The sequence below is a fragment of the Rhodobaculum claviforme genome (assembly GCF_016653255.1).
In the GTDB taxonomy this organism is placed as follows: domain Bacteria; phylum Pseudomonadota; class Alphaproteobacteria; order Rhodobacterales; family Rhodobacteraceae; genus Rhodobaculum; species Rhodobaculum claviforme.
Map to the genome: position 1 here is coordinate 1 of NZ_NHSD01000269.1, position 21,725 is coordinate 21,725.

The window sequence follows — 21,725 nt, forward strand, 5'->3', positions numbered from 1 at the left end:
CCCCCGCCCGCCGCCCCGGCGCGGGACCGGCCCGGCGCCCGCCTCGCAGGCCTGATTCGCCCTTGGGTTGCAGGGGATGCGGTCTGGCCCGTGTGCCTGGCGGCGGGGTGATGCCGCTGCATGTTGTGGTGCCGCGCTGTGTCAACACTTCATTTATTGTCCGGCGGGGGCTTTTTGCGTTGACGATGTCGGGTGAAATGCGTCAGTTTGTGGACAACGGAGGCATCGCTACCAGATGTAGCGACGCCACCGAGCAGACACAAAGTCGAAGACCGGACGGGGGGGCGATGCCTTCTTGCTGGTCTTCTGCGGCCGGGCGTCCGGCGGGAACAGGGCGGCCACGGTCGCGGAATACTCTGGAGTAGAGGGTCACATGAAGATCGCGCGCAAGTTCACGACCGAGGGCCAGGACGCCTATGCCGGCATCGCCTTCACCACCACGGCGTCGGAGATCCGCAACCCCGACGGCTCGATCGTGTTCCGCAACGCGGCGGTGGAGGTTCCGGCAAGCTGGAGCCAGGTGGCCTCGGACGTTCTGGCGCAGAAGTATTTCCGCAAGGCCGGGGTCGCGGCCCGTCTGAAGCCCGTCCGGGAAAAGGGCGTGCCGGAGTTCCTGTGGCGCTCGGTCCCCGACGAGGCCGCGCTGGAGGCGCTGCCGGAGGCGGAGCGGTTCGTGGGCGAATCGAGCGCACGGCAGGTGTTCGACCGCATGGCCGGGGCCTGGGCCTATTGGGGCTGGAAGGGCGGCTATTTCACCGACGAAGCCGACGCCCGCGCGTATTTCGACGAGATGCGCCACATGCTGGCCGCGCAGATGGCCGCGCCCAACAGCCCGCAGTGGTTCAACACCGGCCTGCACTGGGCCTATGGCATCGATGGCCCCAGCCAGGGGCACTTCTATGTCGACTACCGCACCGGCAAGCTGGTGAAGTCCGACAGCGCCTATGAGCACCCCCAGCCGCACGCCTGCTTCATCCAGTCGGTGGCCGACGATCTGGTCAACGACGGCGGCATCATGGACCTGTGGGTGCGCGAGGCGCGGCTGTTCAAGTACGGCTCGGGCACCGGCACCAACTTCTCCAGCCTGCGGGCCGAGGGCGAGAGCCTGTCGGGTGGCGGCAAGTCGTCGGGCCTGATGGGGTTCCTCAAGATCGGTGACCGGGCGGCGGGCGCGATCAAGTCGGGCGGCACCACGCGGCGCGCGGCCAAGATGGTGATCTGCGACATGGATCACCCCGACATCGAGGAGTTCGTGAACTGGAAGGTGATCGAGGAGCAGAAGGTGGCCAGCCTCGTCGCCGGCTCCAAGATGCACTCGAAGATGCTGAACGCGATCTTTGCGGCGATCGCTGCCTGGGACGGGCTGGAAGCCGAGGCCACCGATCCCGCGAAGAATGCCGAGCTGAAGGAGGCGATCCGCGCCGCCAAGCGCGTGGCGATCCCCGAGACCTACATCAACCGGGTGCTGCAGTACGCCCGGCAGGGCTACACCTCGATCGAGTTCCCGACCTATGACGTGGATTGGGACAGCGAGGCCTATGCCACCGTCTCGGGCCAGAACTCCAACAACTCGGTGCGGGTGACGGATGCGTTCCTGCGCGCGGTGCGTGACGACGCCGACTGGGAGCTGGTCCGCCGCATCGACGGCAAGGTCGCCAAGACCGTCAAGGCGCGCGAGCTGTGGGACCAGGTCGGGCAGGCCGCCTGGGCCTGTGCCGATCCCGGCATCCAGTTCCATGACACCGTCAATGCCTGGCACACCTGCCCCGAGGATGGGGCGATCCGGGCCTCCAATCCGTGCTCGGAGTACATGTTCCTCGATGATACCGCCTGCAACCTGGCGTCGATGAACCTGCTGAAGTTCTACGATGGCGAGCGGTTCGACGGGGCGGCTTATGTCCACGCCAGCCGGCTGTGGACCGTCACGCTGGAGATCAGCGTGCTGATGGCGCAGTTCCCGTCGAAGGAGATCGCGCAGCGGTCCTATGACTTCCGCACGCTGGGGCTGGGGTACGCCAACATTGGTGGCCTCCTGATGAACATGGGGCTGGGCTATGACAGCCCGCAGGGCCGCGCGCTGTGCGGGGCGCTGTCGGCGCTGTTGACGGGCGTGAGCTACGCCACTTCGGCCGAGATGGCGGGCGAGCTGGGCGCGTTCCCCGGATACGCCCGCAACCGCGAGCACATGCTGCGGGTGATCCGCAACCACCGCCGCGCGGCCCATGGGGCTGCGGATTACGAGGGGGTCAACGTCGCCCCGGTGGCGCTGGATGCCGCCAACTGCCCCGATGCCACGCTGGTGGAGATGGCGCGCAGCGCCTGGGACAACGCGCTGGCGCTGGGCGAGGTGCACGGCTACCGCAATGCGCAGGCCACGGTCATCGCGCCCACCGGCACCATCGGTCTGGTGATGGACTGCGACACCACCGGGATCGAGCCCGACTTCGCGCTGGTGAAGTTCAAGAAGCTGGCCGGCGGCGGCTACTTCAAGATCATCAACCAGTCGGTGCCGGCGGCGCTGACGCGGCTTGGCTACACCCAGGCGCAGGTCGGCGAGATCATCGCCCATGCGGTGGGCCACGGGTCCCTGGGCAACTGCCCCGGGATCAACCACACGGCGCTTCTGGGCCACGGCTTCGGCCAGGCCGAGATCGCGCGCATCGAAAAGGCGCTGCCGTCGGCCTTTGACATCCGGTTCGTGTTCAACCCCTACACCCTGGGCGAGGCGTTCTGCCGCGACACGCTGGGCATCCCGGCGGCCAAGCTGCAGGACCCCGCGTTCGACCTGCTACGCCACCTCGGCTTCACCAAGGCGCAGGTGGAGGCCGCCAACGACCACGTCTGCGGGACCATGACGCTGGAGGGCGCGCCGCACCTGAAGCACGAGCACTACAGCGTGTTCGACTGCGCCAACCCCTGCGGGCGCACCGGCAAGCGGTTCCTGTCGGTCGAAAGCCACATCCACATGATGGCCGCGGCGCAGAGCTTCATCTCGGGCGCGATCTCCAAGACCATCAACATGCCCAACGCGGCGGGCATTCACGAGGTGCTGGCGGCCTACGAGCTGTCGCATTCGCTGGCGCTGAAGGCCAACGCGATCTACCGCGACGGCTCCAAGCTGTCGCAGCCGCTGGCCTCCGCGCTGGTGGAGGATGACGAGGAGGCCGAGGAGATCCTCGCCACCGGCTCGCCCATGGCCAAGGCCGAGGTGCTGGCCGAGAAGATCGTGGAGAAGATCATCGTCCGCGAGGTCATGACCCGCCACCGCGAGAAGCTGCCCGAGCGGCGCAAGGGCTACACCCAGAAGGCCATCGTCGGCGGCCACAAGGTCTATCTGCGCACCGGCGAATACCAGGACGGCAAGCTCGGTGAGATCTTCATCGACATGCACAAGGAAGGCGCCGGCTTCCGCGCGATGATGAACAACTTCGCCATCGCGGTGTCGGTGGGCCTGCAGTACGGCGTCCCGCTGGAGGAGTTCGTGGACGCCTTCACCTTCACCCGGTTCGAGCCGGCGGGGATGGTGCAGGGCAACGACTCGATCAAGAACGCGACCTCGATCCTCGACTACATCTTCCGGGAACTGGCGGTCAGCTACCTCGACCGCACGGATCTGGCGCATGTGAAGCCGCTGGGCCACGCCTTCGACGACCTGGGCGAGGGCGAGCGCGAGGGACGCCCCAACGTCTCGCCCGTCACCGACGACGCGGCCTCGCGCGGGCTGGAGGTGCTGCGCCAGATCAGCTCCACCGGCTATCTGCGCAAGCGCCTGCCGCAGGAGCTGGCGGTGTTCCAGGGCGGCGCCGCGCTGTCGGGGACGGCGACCTCCGAAGTGGCCATGCAGTCGGTCGAGACCGAGACCCTCACCGTCGCCAGCTTCGACCCCCGCGCCCGCGCCCGGATGCAGGGCTACGAGGGCGATCCCTGCGGCGAATGCGGCAACTACACGCTGGTGCGCAACGGCACCTGCATGAAGTGCAACACCTGCGGCGGCACGAGCGGGTGCAGCTGATGATGCCGGTATCGCTCATCCAAGACTATGTGATGATCGTCGCAGCGATCTGCACCGTTCTTGGGTGCTCGATGCCGGCAATCATTCGCTGGGCGCTGACACACGGAGCCGCCGCATTGGCAAAAATAAAAACCTGGCGGCCTCCGTACCTCCTGATTCAGCGACAACGGTACCAAGAACTTCTTGAGCGTGAAGCTGCACTGGCCACACTCGTTGAGCAAATCGACCAAATGCGACGCGGGGCCTCTGATGGGAGGGATCAAAGGTGTCTGTAGTTGATTTTCGAAACGATCCACGTATTTCCAAGGACGATCGGGAGACCCTTAGGGATCATTGCAGAGAGCTCAATGATCCGCTTTCACTCGCCAAAAAACTTGGGGTGAAGGTATTCTGCGAGCCGCTTCCGGATGGGCTGAGCGGTCATCTGATCTATGATGAGAGCCGCGGCTCACGAAGCGGTTTCGTGATCGTTGTAAACTCTAATCATCCCGTGGGCCGTCAGCAGTTCACAATAGCACACGAGTTAGGGCACTTCGTGCTTCATCGTAATACGCCACAGTTCAGGCACGCTGTGAGGTCCAGCAAAGAGGGAAAAGTGATTCCGTTCCCGGGAGCGAATAGGCAGGCCCTGAATTTTGAAGGTGTAGATCTTCCCCGGGGGCAAGAGAGAGAAGCCGATATTTTCGCAGTCGCTGTACTGCTTCCGCCGGGGGCTACTCGACGCGCTCCGGAGTACCAAATGGGCCAGCCTTGTGCATTGGCACGCCGCTTGCGTCTGTCAACTACAATGGTTGTGCGTAGGTTTGAGGAATTAAGTTTCGGGGAAACTTTCTGAAACGGACAGGGGTGAGCTGTCGCGTTCAAATTGAACACGGGGCGCGTGCGCGCGCCCCCGACCGCGGGTCCGGACGCAGGTGGTGAAACTTCCGGGCGGTAACGATGGAGCCAGGCTCGCGAAACTGGGGGTGTCCTGCGGAAGACCGGGCGCCCCCTTTTGCGTGGGACCTACAGCGGCCAGACCACCAGCAGCAGCGGCACGCTGACGGCGACGACCAGCACCTCCAGCGGCAGGCCCATCCTCCAGTAATCGCCGAAGCCGAAGCCGCCGGGGCCGAGGATCAGGGTGTTGTTCTGGTGCCCGATGGGCGTGAGGAACGCGCAGGACGCGCCGATCGCCACCGCCATCAGGAAGCTGTCGGGGTTCACCCCCAGCGCCGCGGCGATGCCGATGGCGATGGGGCACACCACCGCGGCGGTGGCTGCGTTGTTCATCACGTCCGACAGGAACATCGTGACCACCAGCACCACCGCCAGCGCGGCGATCGCATTGCCCTGGGCCACGGTGTCCACCAGCACCCGCGCCAGCAGGTCGGCCGCACCCGTGGCCTGCATCGCGCCCGCCACCGGGATCAGCGCGCCCAGCAGCACGATCACCGGCCAGTCGATGGCGGTATAGACGTCGCGCGGGGGCACGGTGCGCAGCACCATCGACGCCAGAACCCCCAGCGCGAACGCCGTCGCCGCAGGCAGCAGCCCCAGCGTCACGATGGCGATGGCCCCCAGCATGATCGCCCCGGCGATCAGCGCCATGCGCTTGTCGGGGATGCGCAGGTCGCGCGCGCCTAGCGGCACGCAGCGGGTGTCGTCGATGAAGTCCGCCATCACCTCGGCCGGGCCCTGCATCAGCAACAGATCGCCCGACTTCAGCTTCAGTGCCCGGAGCCGCGCCCGCGGCGGCCGCCCCTCGCGCGAGACCGCCAGCAGGTTCAGCCCGTAGCGCGTGCGCAGCCGCAGATCGGCCGCCGAGCGTCCCACCATGGTCGAGCCTGGCAGCACCGCCAGTTCGCGCAGCACGATGTCCTCGTCGCGCTCGGGCCTGGTGCGGGTGTCCGGGGCGCTGTCCTGTTCCGTCGGGGCCTCACGCGGTGCGGCGTCGGTGGTGTCGTCCGAGGACGGTCCCTGCTCCTCCAGCTCGATGCCGAACACCGACAGTGCCTCGGCGAGGGCGTCGACGTCGGCCTCCAGCACCAGGATGTCGGCGGCGTGGATGGGGCGGCCGCCGTGGGGGGCGGTCATGCGGACCTCGTTGCGCACCAGGCCTACGACCTGTGCACCGCTGTCCTCGATCGCGCGCTCGAACTGGCGCAGGGTCATGCCGACGGCCTTGCTCTTTTCCGGCACGCGGACCTCGGTCAGATAGGTGCCGGTCGCGAAGTCCTCGCTGCCGGTGGCCTTGCGCGCGGGCACCAGCCGCCAGCCGATCAGGGTCACGAACGCCACCCCCGCCACCGCCACCGCCGCGCCCACCGGCGCAAAGTCGAACATGGCGAAATGCCCCAGCCCCGCCTCGGCCCGGAAACCCGACACGATAAGGTTCGGCGGCGTGCCCACCAGCGTCGTCATGCCGCCCAGGATGGTGCCGAACGCCAGCGGCATCAGCACCTGCCCCGGCGTCAGGTCCAGCCGCCCGGCCAGCTGCACCGCCACCGGCATCAACAGCGCCATGGCGCCCACGTTGTTCATCACCCCCGACAGCGCCGCGCCCAGCCCCAGCAGCGCGGCCATGCTGGTCAGCCGCCCGGCCTTGTCCGGCAGCACCGTGCGCGCCAGCCAGTCCACCGCGCCCGTGGTCTGCAGCCCGCGGCTGAGGACCAGCACGCAGGCCACCGTGATCACGGCCGGATGGCCGAAGCCCGCAAAGGCCTCGGCCGCGGGGACCAGCCCCGCCACCACACAGGCCATCAGCGCCGCGAGCGCCACCACGTCGTGGCGCAGGCGCCCCCAAAGAAACAACGCCATGGTCGCCGTCAGGATGGCGCAGATCAGCATCTGGTCTTGTGTCATGGGCCTGTGGTCCGTGGCTGCGCTGCGCGCGGACCTGAACAGACCCGACCGCCCGCTTCAACGGTGATTTCGGGCGCCCGCCCCGCCCGATCCGGCGCGCGCGGAACTCCGCCGCGCCGATGGCGCGATTGGCGGCCCCACCGGCAGCCGAACCGCCCCCCCCTCGGCCGGGCGGGGCACAGCAGCGGCGATTCGTCCCGAAAGGCGATCCCACATCCGCCCGATGTCCCGGCCGTCGCGATCGCCCGATGCATCCGCGCCTCGGACGCGACTGTCCGCAGGTGGATCAAGGTCATCCGTCATCGTCCCGGACGATCGGCCCCCACACGCTCGCGCGAATACTCATCTGTCCGCGGGGTTGCCGCAGAAGACCGGTTCTCACAGTCGTCCAGTGTTTCCATGCACACCGGGGCATCCGCGCGTCCGGCGCGCCGGGGGCGGGGACGTCGTGTCGGGGGGCGCGCGACGGCGGGCGTCCGGCGGCTCTGGACGGCTGGCGTGGGCGGGCATAGTAATTCTGCATGCAGAGTGCCTCTTCCCCCCGCCCAGACGCCGACGTGTTCGACAGCCCCTATGCCTGGTGGCGGCTGGCGGTGACGCTGGCGATTGCCACGGTGGGCAACGCGGGGATGTGGGCCATCGTGGTCGTGATGCCCGCGGTGCAGGCCGAGTTCGGCGTGGACCGGGCCGATGCCTCGCTGCCGTATGTCGCCACGATGCTGGGCTTTGCGCTGGGCAACCTGCTGATCGGGCGGGCGGTGGACCGGGTGGGGATCACGCCCGCGCTGATCGGGGCGGCGGGGCTGATCGCGGTGTCGACGGCGGCGGCGGCGGCCAGCCCCTCGGTCGGAGTGCTGATCGCGTTGCAGTTCGCCATCGGGCTGGGCACCGCGGCGGGCTTCGGGCCGCTGATCGCCGATCTGTCGCTGTGGTTCGTGCGCCGCCGGGGCATCGCCGTCGCCATCGCCGCGTCGGGCAATTACCTGGCCGGTGTGGTCTGGCCCGTGCTGTTGCGCGGCGTGCTGGAGGAGGACGGCTGGCGCGCGGCCTATCTGGTGCTGGCGGTGGCGTCGGTCGTGGTGGTGGTGCCGCTGGCGCTGCTGCTGCGCCGTCGGCTGCCGGTGGATGCGTTGACGGGCGCGCCCGGCGTGGGGCCTGCGGGGGCGGTGGCGGATGCGGGGATGTCGCACCGCGCGCTGGCGTGGCTGCTGGCGCTGGCGGGGGTGGCGTGCTGCGTGGCGATGTCGATGCCGCAGGTCCATATCGTGGCGCTGTGCGTCGATCTGGGCTTCGGTCCGGCGGTCGGGGCCGAGATGCTGTCGCTGATGCTGCTGGCGGGCGTCGCCTCGCGCATCGGCTTCGGGTTGCTGGCGGACCGGCTGGGGGGCGTGCGCACGGTGCTGATCGGATCGGGGCTGCAGGCGCTGGCGCTGTTTCTGTACCTGCCGGCGAACGGGATGGTGTCGCTGTATGTCGTCAGCCTGATCTTCGGGCTGGCGCAGGGGGGGATCGTGCCCGGCTATGCCATCATCGTGCGCGAGTTCATGCCCGCGCGCGAGGCCGGCGCCCGCGTCGGCTTCGTGATGATGGCGACGATTCTGGGCATGGGGCTGGGGGGCTGGCTGTCGGGGGTGATCTTTGACGTGACGGGCTCGTACCAGCTGGCGTTCCTGAACGGGATCGGGTGGAACGCGCTGAACATCGCGATCCTCACGTTCTTGTGGATGCGCGGGCGGGGTGTGGGGCGGGCCGTGGCGGCCTGAGGGGCATCTGCACGCTTTGCGCGGCCCCGGTTTCACAGTACGCTTTGCCCCGGTAGATCAAGGCCCCGTCAGCGGGCTGTCCGAGCAGGTGACACGATGCAACGACCCCTCATGGCCTTCGGGCTTGCGCTTCTGCTGCTGCCTGCGTGCGGTGGTGCCAACCCGCCCGACCGCTCGGTCATGCCGGAGATGAGGCCCGCCAGCATGACGCCGGCCCAGCGGTCGGCCAGCTTCCAGCGCTGGATCGAGGCGTTCCGTCCGCGCGCGCTGTCGGCCGGGATCACCCCCGCCACCTTTGACCAGGCGTTCCGGCAGGTATCGTTCCTGCCGGACGTGATCGCGCGGGACCAGCGACAGGCCGAATTCGTCCGCCCGATCTGGGAATACCTGGACGGCGCGGTGTCCGACGCCCGCATCGCGAACGGCCGCGCCATGCTGCGCGAGCACCGCGCCACCCTGGACGCGATCGAGGCCCGCTTCGGCGTGGAGCGCGAGGTCGTGGTGGCCGTCTGGGGGCTGGAAAGCAGCTTCGGGCGGATCCGGGGCACCACGCCGGTGATCCCGGCGATGGCCACCCTGGCCTATGAGGGGCGGCGGCGCGCGTTCTTCGAGACCCAGTTGATCGGTGCGCTGCGCATCCTGCAATCGGGCGACACCACGCCCGAGCGGATGGTGGGGTCCTGGGCCGGCGCGATGGGCCATACGCAGTTCATCCCCACCAGCTACCTTGCCTATGCGGTGGATTTCACCGGCGACGGGCGGCGCGACATCTGGTCCGACGACCCGAGCGACGCACTGGCCTCGGCGGCGAATTACCTGGCGCGTCATGGCTGGACCCGGGGCCAGCCCTGGGGTGTGGAGGTCGCGCTGCCGCAGGGCTTTGACGCAAGCGCCACCGGCCAGCGCCGGTCGGTGGCCCAGTGGCGCGCGGCGGGGCTGCGGCTGGTGGGCGGCGGGGCCATCCCCGACCACGGCGAGGCCACGCTGATGTTCCCCGCCGGCGTGCGGGGGCCGGCGCTGCTGACCTTCGACAATTTCCGGGTCATCAAGCGCTACAACAACGCCGACGCCTATGCGATCGCCATCGGGCATCTGGCCGACCGGCTGCGGGGGCAGGGCGACTTCCGCACCCCCTGGCCGCGCGGTGACCGCCCGCTGAGCGCGGACGAACGGATGGAGTTGCAGCGCCTGCTGACCGCGCGCGGCCATGACACCGGCGGCGTGGACGGGCGGATCGGGCCGAACACCCTTGCGGCGGTGCAGGCATGGCAGGCCCGCGCGGGGTTGACGCCGGACGGGTATGTCTCGTTCGAGCTTTTGCAGCGGCTGCGGCGCTGAGGCCGGAAAACCGTACAATTGTAACTATCCCCGTCGAAATTGCGCGGGAGGACAGCTTTGTTGGGCTTGTTTGCCCAGCATGCGGACCATATCGTTAAAAATGTGGGATTTGGCCATTCCCAGCCAAATTCACAGGTTTGCCGGGCTGATGTATGGGCGGGGGTAACGATGCGGCGCGACGATGACCAAAACGCGGACGGGACTTCGTCCGAACAGACCCCGTCGTCCAAGCCGCTGCACATCCAAGTCCGCGAGGCACTGGAGACGCGCATCACCACGGGCGTCCATCCCGTCGGGGCGCTGCTGCCGACCGAGATCGACCTTGCACGGGAATTCGAGACCAGCCGCTTCACCATCCGCGAGGCGATGCGCCATCTTCAGTCCCACGGCTATGTGGAGCGTCGGCAGGGCGTGGGCACGCGGGTCATCAGCGCCCATGCCAAGGCGCGCTATGCGCTGACGGCGGCGTCGCTCGACGAGATCTTCCGGATCGGCCATGCCGCCCGCCTCGACATCCGCGCCGAGGAGACCGTGGTGCTGGACAGTGACATGGCCGAGGTCGTGGGCGGGATCGAGGGCGAAACATGGCTGTGCATCCGTGGCCTGCGCCGGTCTCCGGACGGGAGCTTTCCGCTGGTGGGGGTCGATGCCTATCTTCCCGAGCGGCTGGGGCCGCTGGTTCCATACCTGCTGTCGCATCCGGGGCCGTGGTTCACGCTGCTGGAGGAAAAAGGCGCCGGCATGATCGAGACCACCGTTCAGGAAATCAGCGCGCGGCCGCTGGCGTCTCCGATGGCGGACTGGCTGTCGCGGCCGCCGGGGCATTGCGCGATGCGGATGCTGCGCCGCTATGCCACCGAGGAGGGGGTGATCCTCACCGCCGTGAACTGGCACCCCCACGAGGAAATGGTCTTTTCGATGGAATTGCAGCGCACCGACCTGCTCGGCTGATCGCGGCGGTCCCGGGTGGGCCCGGGTGGCCCCGGCCGCGCAGCTGGCCTCAGGTGCCGCAGAAGGTGGCGCGGACGCGTTCGTCGGGGCGCGGGGCGGCCTCCAGGTCGGCCATGTCGGCGGTGTCGGACCACGGGTCGGCCAGCGCCGCCATCAGCCGGTCGAACGGTCCGATGTCGCCCGCGACGGCCGCCGCGATCATCTCCTCCACCCGGTGGTTGCGGGGGATGCGCGCGGGGTTGGCGGTGGCTGCACGGGCACGGGCGGCCTGTGGCGTGCCGCCTTCGGAGGCCACGCGGGCGGCCCAGTCGGCGGCAAAGGCGTCCCAGGCCTCGGGCTCGCGGAACTCGGCCCCGGCGGTGCCGCGCACCAGCCCGCGAAAGGTGCGGGTGAAATCCGCGCCCTGCACGGCCATGCGGGACAGCAGCGTCTCGATCAGCTTCGCATCACCGTCCTGCGCCTGTTGCAGCCCCAGCTTGGCGCGGAACCGCGCCAGCCACGCCGCCTGATAGGTCTCGGCAAAGCCGTGGACGGCTTCGGTCGCGGCCTCGATGGCGGCGTTGCGATCCCCCTCCATCAACGGCAGCAGGGTGGTGGCAAACTGCGCCAGGTTCCACACCGCGATCTGCGGCTGGTTGGCATAGGCATACCGCCCGCCCCGGTCGATCGAGGAAAACACCGTGTCCGGGTGATAGGCGTCCATGAAGGCGCACGGGCCATAATCGATGGTCAGCCCGCCCACATGGCAGTTGTCGGTGTTCATCACCCCGTGGATGAAGCCGAGGGCCATCCACTGCGCCACCAGCCGCGCCTGCGCGTCGACGGCGGCGCGCAGCACCTCCAGCGGGGTGTGCGCGTCGGGGTAATGGCGCGCGCGGGTATGCTCGAACAACAGCCGCAGCGCTTCGGTGTCCTGGCGGGCGGCGAAGAACTGGAATGTGCCCACGCGGATGTGGCTGCTGGCGACGCGGGTCAGCACGGCGCCGGGCAGGCGGTCCTCGCGGAACACCCATTCGCCGGTGGCGACAGCGGCCAGCGCGCGGGTGGTGGGCACGCCCAGTGCGGCCATCGCCTCGGACACCACATATTCGCGCAGCACCGGCCCCAGCCACGCCCGCCCGTCGCCCATGCGGGAAAACGGCGTGCGGCCCGAACCCTTGAGCTGGATGTCGTGGCGGGCACCGGCGGGGTCCACCACCTCGCCCAGCAGGAGCGCGCGGCCGTCGCCCAGCTGCGGCACGAACCCGCCGAACTGGTGCCCGGCATAGGCCTGCGCCAGCGGTTCGGCCCCCGCGGGGACCGCGTTGCCGGCCAGCATCGCCACGCCCTCGGGCGACGCGAGCGCGTCGGGGTCCAGCCCCAGCCCCCGCGCCAGATCCGCGTTCAGCGCCAGCAGGCGCGGCGCGGCCACCGGCTCGGGCGTCTGGCGCGCATGGAAGCGGTCCGGCAGCCGGGCATAGGAGTTGTCAAAGGCGATGTGCAAGGTCATGGACCATAGCTAAGCCCCCGCCCCCCGGACGGCCAGAGGGCAAAGGTTTGCGCAAGGTGCATCTTGTGCGACACTGTGCCCCCGCCAGGCGAAAGGGAGGCTCGACCATGGCACCAAGAGACCGCGTGGGCATGCAGCTGCGCGACCGGCCCGAGTTCAAGTCCAAGCCCAGACCCGTCACCTTTCCCAAGGAAACCACCGTCGCCGACGCCGTGGCCGAGATGTCGGCGCGCAACATCGGCGCGGTGATCGTCACCGATGCCGACGGCCACGTCACCGGCGTCGTGACCGAACGCGACATCATGGTGCGCATCGTCAACGCCGGCCGCGACGCGGCAGCCACGACCCTGGACGACATCATGACCCGCGAGGTCCGCGTCGCCCGCGAAACCGACGAGGTTCTGGCGTGGATGCGCACTATGTCCAACGAACGCTTCCGCCGCCTGCCGGTGGTGGACGCCGACGGGCGCGTGGTCGCGGTATTCACCCAGGGCGATTTCGTCAGCTACACTTGGCCCGACCTGCTGTTCCAGGCCAAGCAACTGGCAAGCGCGACGGTGGCACGCAGCTATGGCGTGTTCCTCGTGCTGGGGGGCGTGTTGCTGTACACGATCCTGATGGTGCTGGTGCTGCGGATGCTCTGACGGGTGGCTGGACGCGGGCCGCCGCCCCCCTAGCTTGCCCGTCAAAGGAGGCCCCGCCATGCCCGTCACCCTGCGCGTCAACGGACAGCGCCACGACCTCGACCTGCCGCCCGGGATGCCGTTGCTGTGGGTCCTGCGCGATGTGCTGGACCTGACGGGGACGAAGTACGGCTGCGGGGTGGCGTCCTGCGGGGCCTGCACGGTGCATGTGGGCGGGCAGGCGGTGCAGTCGTGCCAGCTGCCGGTGGGCGATGTGTGGGACGAGGTCACCACGATCGAGGGGCTGGGCACCCCCGACGCCCCCGCCCCGATCCAGGCGGCGTGGATCGCGCATCAGGTGGCGCAGTGCGGCTATTGCCAGTCGGGACAGATCATGGCGGCGGCGGCGCTGCTGGCCGAGGTCCCCGACCCCTCGGACGCCGAAATCGAGGCGGCGCTGGCGCTGAACCTGTGCCGCTGCGGCACCTATGGCGCGATCCGCGCCGCCGTGCGCAGCGCCGCCGACCAGATGCGGGAGGCCTGAGGCCATGGGACGTGTGCGGCGCATCGCACGGCGCAGTTTCCTGATCGGCTCGGCCGCCGTCGTGGGCGGGGTAGCGTTCGGAGTGTGGCAGGTCTCCCGCCCGGTGGAGAATCCGTTGCGGCCCGAGCGTGGCGCGACCCTCAACCCCTTCGTGATCGTGGATGGCGACGGCGTCACCGTCATCGCCCCGCGCGCCGAGATGGGGCAGGGCATCCATACCACGCTCGCCGCCCTCGTGGCCGAGGAGCTGGATGTGGAGATGTCCGACCTGCGCGTCCTGCACGGCCCCCCGGCGCAGGCCTATTACAACAGCGCGCTGCTGCGCGGAGAGCTGCGCTACCACCCCGAGGGCCTAGGCGGATGGCGGCGGGTGATGGCCGACGCGCTGGGCGCCGGCAGCCGGGTGCTGCGGCTGCAGGTGACGGGGGGCTCGACCTCCACCCTCGACGGCTATGTGCGGATGCGGACGGCCGGCGCCACGGCGCGCGAGGCGCTGAAGGAGGCCGCGGCCCAGGCCCACGGCCTGCCGCGCGACCGGCTGGCCACCGACCGGGGCCATGTGATCCTGCCCGACGGCACGCGCATCCCCTATGGCGACCTGGCCGAAGCGGCGGCGGCGGTGGAGGTGCCGGAGGTGGCCCTGCGCCCGGCCTCCGAGTGGCGGCTGCTGGGGCGGTCGCAGCCGCGCGTCGATGCGGTGGCGAAATCCACCGGCACCGCGCGCTATGCCATCGACGTGCGCCTGCCGGGGATGCGGTTCGCCACCGTGCGCATGTGCCCCCACCCGCGCGGCGGGATGGCGCGATTCGACGCGGCCCGGGCCGAGGCGATGTCCGGCGTCGACAAGGTCATCGACCTCGGCACCGGCATCGCCGTCGTCGCCCACACCACCTGGCAGGCGATGGAGGCCGCCCGCGCGGTGGAGATCACCTGGACCCCCGGCCCCGGCCCGCAGACCACCGCCGACGCCTTTGCCGAGATCGAGGCGGCGTTCGACACCCGCCGCAACGCCCGCCCGCGCGATGACGGTGATGTCGATGCCGCGCTGGAGGGCGCCGATGCGCTGTCGGTCGAATACCGCGTGCCGTTCCTGCACCACACCACGATGGAGCCGATGGGCGCGGCCGCCCTGTTCGATCCCGCCGCCGGGGACGGCCCGCACCTGACGCTGTGGTCGGGCAACCAGGCCCCGATCCTGCACCGCGACAAGGCCGCCGAGGCGGTGGACCTGCCGCCCGAGGCCGTCACCCTGCACACGCCGATGATGGGCGGCGGCTTCGGCCGGCGGGCCGAGTTCGACTTCACCGTCCTCGCCGCCCGCGTGGCCCAGGCCGCGCCCGGCACGCCCGTCCAGGTCACCTGGTCGCGCGAGGAGGACATGCGCCACGGCTTCTACCGCCCCGGCGCCATCGCGCGGATGCGCGGCGCGGTCACGGACGGCCGGGTGGAAGCGTTCGATGCGAAAGTGGCGGCGCCGTCGGTGATGCGGCAATCCTCGCGCCGGTTCTCGGGGTTCGCCCCGCCGGGGCCTGACCGCGCGCATCTGGAGGGGATCGCGGACCAGCCCTATGGCTTCGCGTCATGCCGGGTGGAGGGGTATCTGTGCGAAACCGCCCTGCCGGTGGGATTCTGGCGGGCGGTGGGCAACTCGTTCAACGGGTTTTTCCACGAGTGCTTCGTGGATGAGCTGGCCCATGCCGCCGGCGCCGACCCGCTGGCGTTCCGGCTGGCGCATCTGGACGACGCGCCCTCGCGCGCGGTGCTGGAGGCGGTGGCGGAGATGTCGGACTGGACCGGCGCCACGCCCGATGGCATCGGCCGGGGCGTCGCCATCACCCGCAGCTTCGGCACCCCCGTGGCGCAGGTGGTGGAGGTCGCCGACGACGGCGGCGGCGTGCGCATCACCCGCGCCTGGGTGGCCTGCGACGTGGGCCGCGCGCTCGACCCCGCCATTATTGCGCAGCAGATGGAGGGCGGGTTGATCCAGGGACTGTCGGCGGCCGCCTACGAGGAGATCACCTTTGACGACGGGCAGGTCGTGCAGGGAAATTTCCCCGACTACACGCCGATGCGCCTGCCGCAGGGGCCGCGCGTCGCGGTGCGCATCCTCGAATCGGGGGGGCACATGGGGGGCGCGGGGGAACCCGCGACGCCGCCGGCCATGCCCGCGCTGGCCAATGCGGTGTTCGACCTGACGGGGCGGCGCCTGCGCGAGCTGCCGCTGGCGCGCCACATCCGGTTCGCGGTCTAGGCGCTTCGGCTCAGGGCGTTTCGGGCGTATCGAGGCGGAACAGCGCCAGTGCCCAGTCCGCCAGCGGCAGGGCGCGGGCATGCAGGCTGCGGGCGATGTGCATCATCGGCGTGTTCTGGCGCAGGCAGGTCAGGCGGATGTCCGTCAGCCCCGCCGCCCGCGCCTCGCGGTGGGCCGCCGAGGTCAGCGCGGCGCCGACGCCCTGGTTGCGCCATGGCCCTTCGACCGACACCGCGATTTCCGCGCTGCCGGGGGTTCCGCCGGGATGCACCTCGGCGCAGCCACGGACCCGGCCATCGGGGGCGTGGACCACAAGTGCCAGCGGTTGGGCACGCGCCACATGGGCGTGGATGCCCGCGTCGCTCACGCTGCCGAAAAACCGCAGGCGACGCGCCTCCGTGTCGAGGCGCAGAAGATGTTCCAGAAGGATCGAGCGCCAGTTGACCACCCGATCCGGGTCGATCACGCTCAGCTCCGGGCTGTTATCGGTCGCCATGCTTGCCCCCTTGGCTCGGCTGGCTCCCCCCTGTCCTGAAAACTAAGGCGTGCCGCGCTGCAGCACACCTGCCGGAAAGAGCAGGTCCGCCATGCCACCGGTGCAAGCGTCGGTCAGATCACGCTGACACGGGTGCCCCGGCCGACCCGCCCATGCAGGTCGATCACGTCATGCTGGAGCATCCGGAAGCACCCCGAGGACGCCCGCCGCCCGATGGAGCGCCATTCGGGCGTGCCGTGGATGCGGATCCCCTCGTCCGCGCCGGTGGCCAGGGTGCGCAGGTACAGCGCACGCGCGCCGAGCGGGTTGCGGGGGCCGCCGTCCTGGCCGTCGGCCCAGCGCTCCAGGCCGGGATCGCGCCGGATCATGGCGGGGGTGGGGGTCCAGCGCGGCCAGCGGGCGGTGCGATAGATCTCGGCCTCGCCGGTCCAGCCCAGCCCCTCGCGGCCGACGCCGATGCCGTAGCGCAGGGCAAATCCGTCCTCCAGCACAAGGTGCAGAAGGCCGTTTTCGGAGTGGATCACGATGTCGCCGGGGGCGGCCTCGGTCTCGTAGGGGACGACCTGCCGGTGCAGCCAGTCGGGGATCTGGTCGATGGGGATGGCGGGGACGGTGTGGCCGCCATCCCGTCGCGCGGCATAGTCCAGCGCCGCGATCCGGGGCGGCTCGGGCGGGGGGGTCATGCAGCCCGCCAGCAACGCAAGCCCGCCCAGCCCGACGATTATCCCACGACGATCCATCATGTCCGTTCCCTGTCCGGTGGCCCGTCCCGGCCACCCCTCAGACATGGAACAATCGGGTTGCCAAACCGTTCCCCGCGCGCCGTCAGCGGCTGATCAGCACCGAGCACTGGGCATGGCGCACCACCCGTGCGGCGGTGGAGCCTATGAAGTAGTCGCTCAGCCCCGGACGGTGCGAGGCGATCATGATCAGGTCCGCCTCCATGTCCTCGGCGCATTGCAGGATCTGGCCCGAGGCCGCGCCCGAGCGCACCTCCACCTTGGCCGGGACCGGCGAGGCCTGCGCCAGCGCGTTCAACTCCACCCGCGCCTCGGCGTTGCGCCGGGTGCTCAGGTCCTGGGGCAGTTCGGCGGCGATGTAGGAGGGCACCTCGTCGAGGACATGCAGCAGGCGTACCTCGCCGCCTTCGTCCAGAAGCTGGGCGGCCTTTTCGAGCAGCATCTGGCCCAGTTCCCCGTGGCTGATGTCCACCGCGACCACGATCTTGTTGTACATGGATGTCCCTCCCGCTGGGTGCCTGTGCGTCTGGCGGCCACTGTTTCGCCGCCACGAGGATTTGGCAAGGGGGGCCGCGTGTCCTTGATCTGGCGCAACCGGCGGGCGGGCCATGTCAAAAGGCCCCTCCGCCCGGTCGGGGCGAAGGGGCCGGTCGTCGGGGTCGCGCCCGCCCTCAGGCTTCGGCGGGGGCGGTCGCCTCGTCTTCCAGCGCGTCGACGGCGGCCTTGAGGGCCTCGCGGTCGACCTCGGTCTCGGTCACGGTGACCTGGCCCAGGATGTGATCGACGACCTTGTCCTCGAACAGCGGCGCGCGGATCTGCTGCTGGACCTGGGCGTTGCCCTTGACGAAGTCGAAGAACGCGCGCTCGTGGCCCGGGTACTGGCGGGCCTGGGCGACGACGGCCTGGGTGAACTCCTGGTCGGTGACCTCGACCTCGGCGCGCTTGCCGATCTCGGCCAGCAGCAGGCCCAGCCGCACGCGGCGCTCGGCGAGCTTCACATGCTCGTCGGTGGCCTCGATTTCCGGGTGGTCGTGGCCTTCGACCTGCGGGTTGTCCTCGTGCCACAGCTGGTGGGCGATCTGGCGGGCCTCGGCGTCGGTCATGGACGGCGGCAGCTCGAAGCTCACCAGCCCGTCGAGCGCGTCCAGCAGCTTGCGCTTGAGGACCATGCGCGCGGCCTGGCCGAACTCGGCGCCCAGCCGCTCGGCGACCTGGGTCTTGAGGGCGTCCAGATCCTCGGCGCCGAAGCGCTTGGCCAGTTCGTCGTCGATCGGGGTCGCGGCCGGGGCCTTCACCGCCTTGATGGTGCAGTCGAAGGTGGCTTCCTTGCCGGCCAGATGCTCGGCGCCGTATTCCTCGGGGAAGGTGACGGTGATGGCCTTCTCCTCACCGGCCTTCGCGCCCTCCAGTTGCTCCTCGAAGCCGGGGATGAAGCTGCCGGAGCCGAGCACGAGGGGGTAATCCTCGGCCGCGCCGCCCTCGAACGCCTCGCCGCCGACCTTGCCGACGAAATCGAAGGTGACCTGGTCGCCGGACTGGGCGGCCTCGCCCTCGGCGCGGTCCTCATAGGTCTGCGCGCTCTCGGCGAGCTTGCCCAGCGCCTCGTCGATGGCAGCGTCGTCGGGCTTCACGACCATGCGCTCCAGCGTGACCGAGGACAGGTCGACCTCGGGCACCTCGGGCAGCGCCTCGTAGGACAGCGCGACGACGACATCGTCGCCTTCCTTCCAGTCCTCGTTGGTCATCTTGACGTCGGGCTGCTGCGCGGGGCGGTCGCCGGTCGCCTCGAAATGCTCGCGCATGGCGCCGTCGACGGATTCCTGCATCGCCTCGCCCAGGATGCGCTGGCCGAACTGCCGCTTGAGCAGCGCGAAGGGCACCTTGCCCTTGCGAAAGCCCTTCATCTCGATCTCGGGCTGTGCCTCGCGCAGCTTGGCGTCGACCTTGGCGTCCAGCTCGGCGGCCGTCACCGTGATGGTGTAGCCCCGGCGGAGGCCTTCGTTCAGGGTCTCGGTGACCTGCATGCGTGCGTCCTTTGTCATCGCCATGGGTGTGGGCCCCTGGTGCGGGTGGAGGGACTTGAACCCCCACGCCTTGCGGCGCCAGAACCTAAATCTGGTGCGTCTGCCAGTTCCGCCACACCCGCCAAAAGCCTACCGCGGCAGCCCCTGACGGACCACCGCGGAAATCCGCTGCGTCTTAGCAAAGCCGATCCGGGCTGGCGAGGGGGAAAATCGGGCCGGAGCGGCGGATGCCCCCTCACCAGGGCGAGGTCGGCGCCGACATCACGGGCACGCCGCCGCCGGGCGCATCCTCCGGCGCAAGATGCGTCGCAAGATAATCGAGCACCATCTGCCGTTCCTCGCTGTCGCGGAACTCGGGCATGCCCTGTTCCTCGACCATCCATGTCAGCAGCTCGTCCCACACGCTGCGGGAATAGCGCACGTTGGTCACGGTGCGCAGCGAATGGCAGGCGTTGCAGGCGTAGTAGACCTCCATCACCCCCTCGCCTTCGGGCAGGGGATACCACTGGTCATCGGTGTCGAGCGCGACCTGCGGCACCGCCGACACCGCCGCGAGGGTGAGGGCGGCCGCAGCCGCCCCCCCGAGGATGAATCGCTGGATCATGCGTCTTGCCACCCCCCTCAGCCCGCCATCACATAGATGCGGTGACACGCGTTGTTGAGGTATCCGCGCGGGTTCCACCCGGGCACCACCATCGGCTGGCTGCGGCCGCGGCTGTCGGTGGCGCGCGCCCAGACCTCGTAGTACCCGGTGGCGGGGACGGTGATGTGCGCCCGCCAGCGCTGCCAGGCATAGCGGTTGGGGGCGGGTTCCACCGTGGCGGCCTGCCAGGTCGCGCCGAAGTCGATCGAGGTCTCCATCGCGGTGACATGATCGTCCCCGGCCCAGGCCTGTCCGCGCACCTCGAAGGGCTGGCCGGCGCGGACCTCGGCGCCCGCGACGGGGTTGGTGATCGCGGACTTCACGATCATCGAGCCCATGACCATCATGTCCTCGTGCGCGACCTCGGTGCCGGGGCTGACCGGGTGGCGCGGCACGCGGTAGCTCAGGCCCGTCATCCCCGGCCCGTCGTGTTCGCGGTCCCGCACCCAGATCCGCGTCAGCCATTTCTGGCTGACCGACCCGGCCCAGCCCGGCGCCACGATGCGCGCGGGAAAGCCATGCTCGATCGGGATGTCGCCGCCATTCATCTTCAGCGCGACGATGGTGTGCGGGTCCATCATCTTGTCGATCGGCCCCCCGCGCGAGATCGACTGCCGGTCGGGATCGCCCGACAGGTGCTGGTCATAGCTGAAATGCCCCGTGTACACCGCCGACGGTTTCAGCCCCGCGCGGCGCAGGATGTCCGACACCCGCACCCCGGTCCATTCGGCATTGCCGATGGCGCCGATCATCCACGGATTGCCGCGCGGCAGCGGGTTGAAGCCCGCCCGCCCGTTGCCGCCGCACTCCAGCTGCAACTTCAGCGTCACATGCTCGAAGTCGTTCATCAGCTCGTCGTAGGTCAGCTCCAGCGGTTCGTTGACCTCGCCGTCGATGGTCAGCCGCCACTCACCGCGGTCGATGGGATAGGGCATCTGGCCGTTGTTGCGGATGAAGTGCTTGTCCGCCGGGGTCACGTCGTCATCGAGCAGATGCGCCGCGGCCTCCACGTTCACGGGGCGGTCGTTGTGCACGATCATGTCGCCGTGCTTGGCGTCGAAGCTGAATTCACGCGGCGTTTCCGCCAGCGCGGCGGGGATCAGCCCGCCCGGCATGTTGGTGCTGAACGGAATGGTGGTGCCCAGCAGCGCCCCCATCGACGCCAGCCCCGCGCCACGCAGGAACCCGCGCCGGTCCGGCCCGCTGATGCGCCCGAACACCAGCCGGTCGGCGCGCTCGGGGTCCTCGTTGTAAAGTTCGATCAACCCCCGTTCGGTCTTGTTGGTCATGTCTGGCCCTCCCTGGCTCTCCTCACGGAGAAGTAAGGCAGAGCCGACGCCTTCGAACAATAGCTTTATTGAATATGTTTCTTTGACCACATCGCACCACCGCACAACTCCGGCCGGTACGGGGGGCGTGGTGACGCGTGGCAACGGGGGGGAGGTGAGAGACCGGACAGCGACCCAGGCGGAGATCGTTGCGGCTGCTTCCTTCCGGACCTGACCGGGTTACCCGGCGGCCCGTCCGCCGCCAGTCTCCCTGTGCAGGTTATGGACCCTGGAGCGACATGAATCAAGGATCGCCCGGACGCACGAACGCTTCGCACCAAGTTGCCACGGCACAACAGCTGTGCGATGGGTGCAGATGATGGAATCCGTGCCAACATCGCCCGCTGGGCCAATCCCCTACACCGGCTGCTCGCTCGACCGCGCCGCGCAGATGCGCAGCGACCCGGCGTGGGTCGCCGCGCGCCTGCTCGACCGGCAAACGCGTTTCGTGCCGGTGTGGAACAACCGCAACCTGGTCAGCGATCCCGACCGGCCGCAGCCCTGCTTCCTGATGGGAGAGCAGGCGTCGCTCGCGCTCGAACTCGCAGACGAGGTGGTGTTGCTCGGCCTCCAGGATGGCGCCGCGATCTTCGCCATCGACCTGTCGCCGCTGGAGGAGGTGGAAGCACACCAAGCCGTGGGCGACGGGGCTACCTTCCGCGACCTGCGCGAAGTCGGC

General features: G+C 69.5%; 17 protein-coding genes, 1 tRNA gene and 1 other RNA gene. 9 read left to right on the forward strand and 10 right to left on the reverse strand.

Annotation, left to right across the window (positions count from 1 at the left end):
• The first annotated feature begins 373 nt into the window (after positions 1 to 373).
• Positions 374 to 4,012 (forward strand): vitamin B12-dependent ribonucleotide reductase, encoded by a 3,639-nt coding sequence (locus tag CCR87_RS10340; RefSeq protein ID WP_201157449.1) that lies wholly within the window; start codon positions 374 to 376, stop codon positions 4,010 to 4,012.
• 265 nt (positions 4,013 to 4,277) lie between these two features.
• Entirely contained in the window at positions 4,278 to 4,847 is a 570-nt protein-coding gene (locus CCR87_RS17740) for an ImmA/IrrE family metallo-endopeptidase (protein WP_201157450.1), read from the forward strand.
• 170 nt (positions 4,848 to 5,017) lie between these two features.
• Here the strand turns inward: CCR87_RS17740 and CCR87_RS10350 are convergent, their stop codons facing one another.
• A complete protein-coding gene (locus CCR87_RS10350; protein ID WP_201157451.1) occupies positions 5,018 to 6,856 on the reverse strand; it encodes an SLC13 family permease in 1,839 nt (612 codons plus the stop codon).
• 521 nt (positions 6,857 to 7,377) lie between these two features.
• On the opposite strand from CCR87_RS10350, the gene CCR87_RS10355 reads away from it, so the two are divergent.
• From CCR87_RS10355 to CCR87_RS10365, 3 genes are all read left to right on the forward strand, one after another.
• A complete protein-coding gene (locus CCR87_RS10355) occupies positions 7,378 to 8,619 on the forward strand; it encodes an MFS transporter (RefSeq protein ID WP_201157452.1) in 1,242 nt (413 codons plus the stop codon).
• A 96-nt stretch (positions 8,620 to 8,715) separates the two neighbouring features.
• A complete protein-coding gene (locus CCR87_RS10360) occupies positions 8,716 to 9,957 on the forward strand; it encodes a lytic murein transglycosylase (protein WP_201157453.1) in 1,242 nt (413 codons plus the stop codon).
• Positions 9,958 to 10,125: 168 nt separating this feature from the next.
• Positions 10,126 to 10,908, forward strand: a complete 783-nt coding sequence (locus tag CCR87_RS10365) for a GntR family transcriptional regulator (RefSeq protein ID WP_201157454.1) — start codon at positions 10,126 to 10,128, stop codon at positions 10,906 to 10,908.
• Positions 10,909 to 10,957: 49 nt separating this feature from the next.
• Here the strand turns inward: CCR87_RS10365 and CCR87_RS10370 are convergent, their stop codons facing one another.
• Entirely contained in the window at positions 10,958 to 12,397 is a 1,440-nt protein-coding gene (locus CCR87_RS10370) for a protein adenylyltransferase SelO (RefSeq protein WP_201157455.1), read from the reverse strand.
• Positions 12,398 to 12,504: 107 nt separating this feature from the next.
• Between CCR87_RS10370 and CCR87_RS10375 the strand changes: the two genes are divergently transcribed.
• Genes CCR87_RS10375 through CCR87_RS10385 form a run of 3 tightly spaced genes read left to right on the forward strand, consistent with a single transcriptional unit; the run spans position 12,505 to position 15,815 of the window.
• Positions 12,505 to 13,041, forward strand: coding sequence for a CBS domain-containing protein (locus tag CCR87_RS10375; protein ID WP_201157456.1), 537 nt, complete (start codon positions 12,505 to 12,507; stop codon positions 13,039 to 13,041).
• 58 nt (positions 13,042 to 13,099) lie between these two features.
• Complete coding sequence (locus tag CCR87_RS10380; RefSeq protein ID WP_201157457.1) at positions 13,100 to 13,564, forward strand: (2Fe-2S)-binding protein; 465 nt, start codon at positions 13,100 to 13,102, stop codon at positions 13,562 to 13,564.
• A 4-nt stretch (positions 13,565 to 13,568) separates the two neighbouring features.
• Positions 13,569 to 15,815: a xanthine dehydrogenase family protein molybdopterin-binding subunit gene (locus CCR87_RS10385; RefSeq protein WP_201157458.1), complete on the forward strand. Its 2,247-nt coding sequence runs from the start codon at positions 13,569 to 13,571 to the stop codon at positions 15,813 to 15,815.
• 10 nt (positions 15,816 to 15,825) lie between these two features.
• Here CCR87_RS10385 and CCR87_RS10390 read toward each other — a convergent pair whose 3' ends face one another.
• From CCR87_RS10390 to ffs, 8 genes are all read right to left on the reverse strand, one after another.
• Positions 15,826 to 16,311, reverse strand: coding sequence for a GNAT family N-acetyltransferase (locus CCR87_RS10390; RefSeq protein WP_201157459.1), 486 nt, complete (start codon positions 16,309 to 16,311; stop codon positions 15,826 to 15,828).
• Between the two features lie 113 nt (positions 16,312 to 16,424).
• Entirely contained in the window at positions 16,425 to 17,054 is a 630-nt protein-coding gene (locus CCR87_RS10395; protein ID WP_201157460.1) for a L,D-transpeptidase, read from the reverse strand.
• Between the two features lie 82 nt (positions 17,055 to 17,136).
• The gene (locus CCR87_RS10400) at positions 17,137 to 17,547 is read right to left on the reverse strand and encodes a universal stress protein (RefSeq protein ID WP_201157461.1); all 411 of its coding nucleotides are present in this window, start codon (positions 17,545 to 17,547) and stop codon (positions 17,137 to 17,139) included.
• Positions 17,548 to 17,722: 175 nt separating this feature from the next.
• Positions 17,723 to 19,075: a trigger factor gene (gene tig, locus CCR87_RS10405; RefSeq protein WP_201157462.1), complete on the reverse strand. Its 1,353-nt coding sequence runs from the start codon at positions 19,073 to 19,075 to the stop codon at positions 17,723 to 17,725.
• Positions 19,076 to 19,112: 37 nt separating this feature from the next.
• Positions 19,113 to 19,197, reverse strand: a tRNA-Leu gene (locus CCR87_RS10410).
• 113 nt (positions 19,198 to 19,310) lie between these two features.
• Positions 19,311 to 19,679, reverse strand: coding sequence for a hypothetical protein (locus tag CCR87_RS10415; RefSeq protein WP_201157463.1), 369 nt, complete (start codon positions 19,677 to 19,679; stop codon positions 19,311 to 19,313).
• Positions 19,680 to 19,696: 17 nt separating this feature from the next.
• The gene (locus CCR87_RS10420) at positions 19,697 to 21,007 is read right to left on the reverse strand and encodes a sulfite oxidase (RefSeq protein ID WP_201157464.1); all 1,311 of its coding nucleotides are present in this window, start codon (positions 21,005 to 21,007) and stop codon (positions 19,697 to 19,699) included.
• Between the two features lie 154 nt (positions 21,008 to 21,161).
• Positions 21,162 to 21,257, reverse strand: an RNA gene (gene ffs, locus CCR87_RS10425) — signal recognition particle sRNA small type.
• Positions 21,258 to 21,362: 105 nt separating this feature from the next.
• Between ffs and CCR87_RS10430 the strand changes: the two genes are divergently transcribed.
• Positions 21,363 to 21,725: NUDIX-like domain-containing protein (locus CCR87_RS10430; protein WP_274609771.1), on the forward strand; the 363-nt coding region annotated here is incomplete at its 3' end.

Bases quoted from the DNA above. Each gene is read 5' to 3' on its own strand.
- CCR87_RS10360 (WP_201157453.1), top strand. From the start codon at position 8,716: ATGCAACGACCCCTCATGGCCTTCGGGCTTGCGCTTCTGCTGCTGCCT.
- CCR87_RS10385 (WP_201157458.1), top strand. From the start codon at position 13,569: ATGGGACGTGTGCGGCGCATCGCACGGCGCAGTTTCCTGATCGGCTCG.
- CCR87_RS10340 (WP_201157449.1), top strand. From the start codon at position 374: ATGAAGATCGCGCGCAAGTTCACGACCGAGGGCCAGGACGCCTATGCC.
- CCR87_RS10380 (WP_201157457.1), top strand. From the start codon at position 13,100: ATGCCCGTCACCCTGCGCGTCAACGGACAGCGCCACGACCTCGACCTG.
- CCR87_RS10375 (WP_201157456.1), top strand. From the start codon at position 12,505: ATGGCACCAAGAGACCGCGTGGGCATGCAGCTGCGCGACCGGCCCGAG.
- CCR87_RS10390 (WP_201157459.1), bottom strand. From the start codon at position 16,311: ATGGCGACCGATAACAGCCCGGAGCTGAGCGTGATCGACCCGGATCGG.
- CCR87_RS10395 (WP_201157460.1), bottom strand. From the start codon at position 17,054: ATGATGGATCGTCGTGGGATAATCGTCGGGCTGGGCGGGCTTGCGTTG.
- CCR87_RS10400 (WP_201157461.1), bottom strand. From the start codon at position 17,547: ATGTACAACAAGATCGTGGTCGCGGTGGACATCAGCCACGGGGAACTG.
- CCR87_RS10355 (WP_201157452.1), top strand. From the start codon at position 7,378: ATGCAGAGTGCCTCTTCCCCCCGCCCAGACGCCGACGTGTTCGACAGC.
- CCR87_RS10420 (WP_201157464.1), bottom strand. From the start codon at position 21,007: ATGACCAACAAGACCGAACGGGGGTTGATCGAACTTTACAACGAGGAC.
- tig (WP_201157462.1), bottom strand. From the start codon at position 19,075: ATGCAGGTCACCGAGACCCTGAACGAAGGCCTCCGCCGGGGCTACACC.
- CCR87_RS10370 (WP_201157455.1), bottom strand. From the start codon at position 12,397: ATGACCTTGCACATCGCCTTTGACAACTCCTATGCCCGGCTGCCGGAC.
- CCR87_RS10350 (WP_201157451.1), bottom strand. From the start codon at position 6,856: ATGACACAAGACCAGATGCTGATCTGCGCCATCCTGACGGCGACCATG.
- CCR87_RS10365 (WP_201157454.1), top strand. From the start codon at position 10,126: ATGCGGCGCGACGATGACCAAAACGCGGACGGGACTTCGTCCGAACAG.
- CCR87_RS10415 (WP_201157463.1), bottom strand. From the start codon at position 19,679: ATGATCCAGCGATTCATCCTCGGGGGGGCGGCTGCGGCCGCCCTCACC.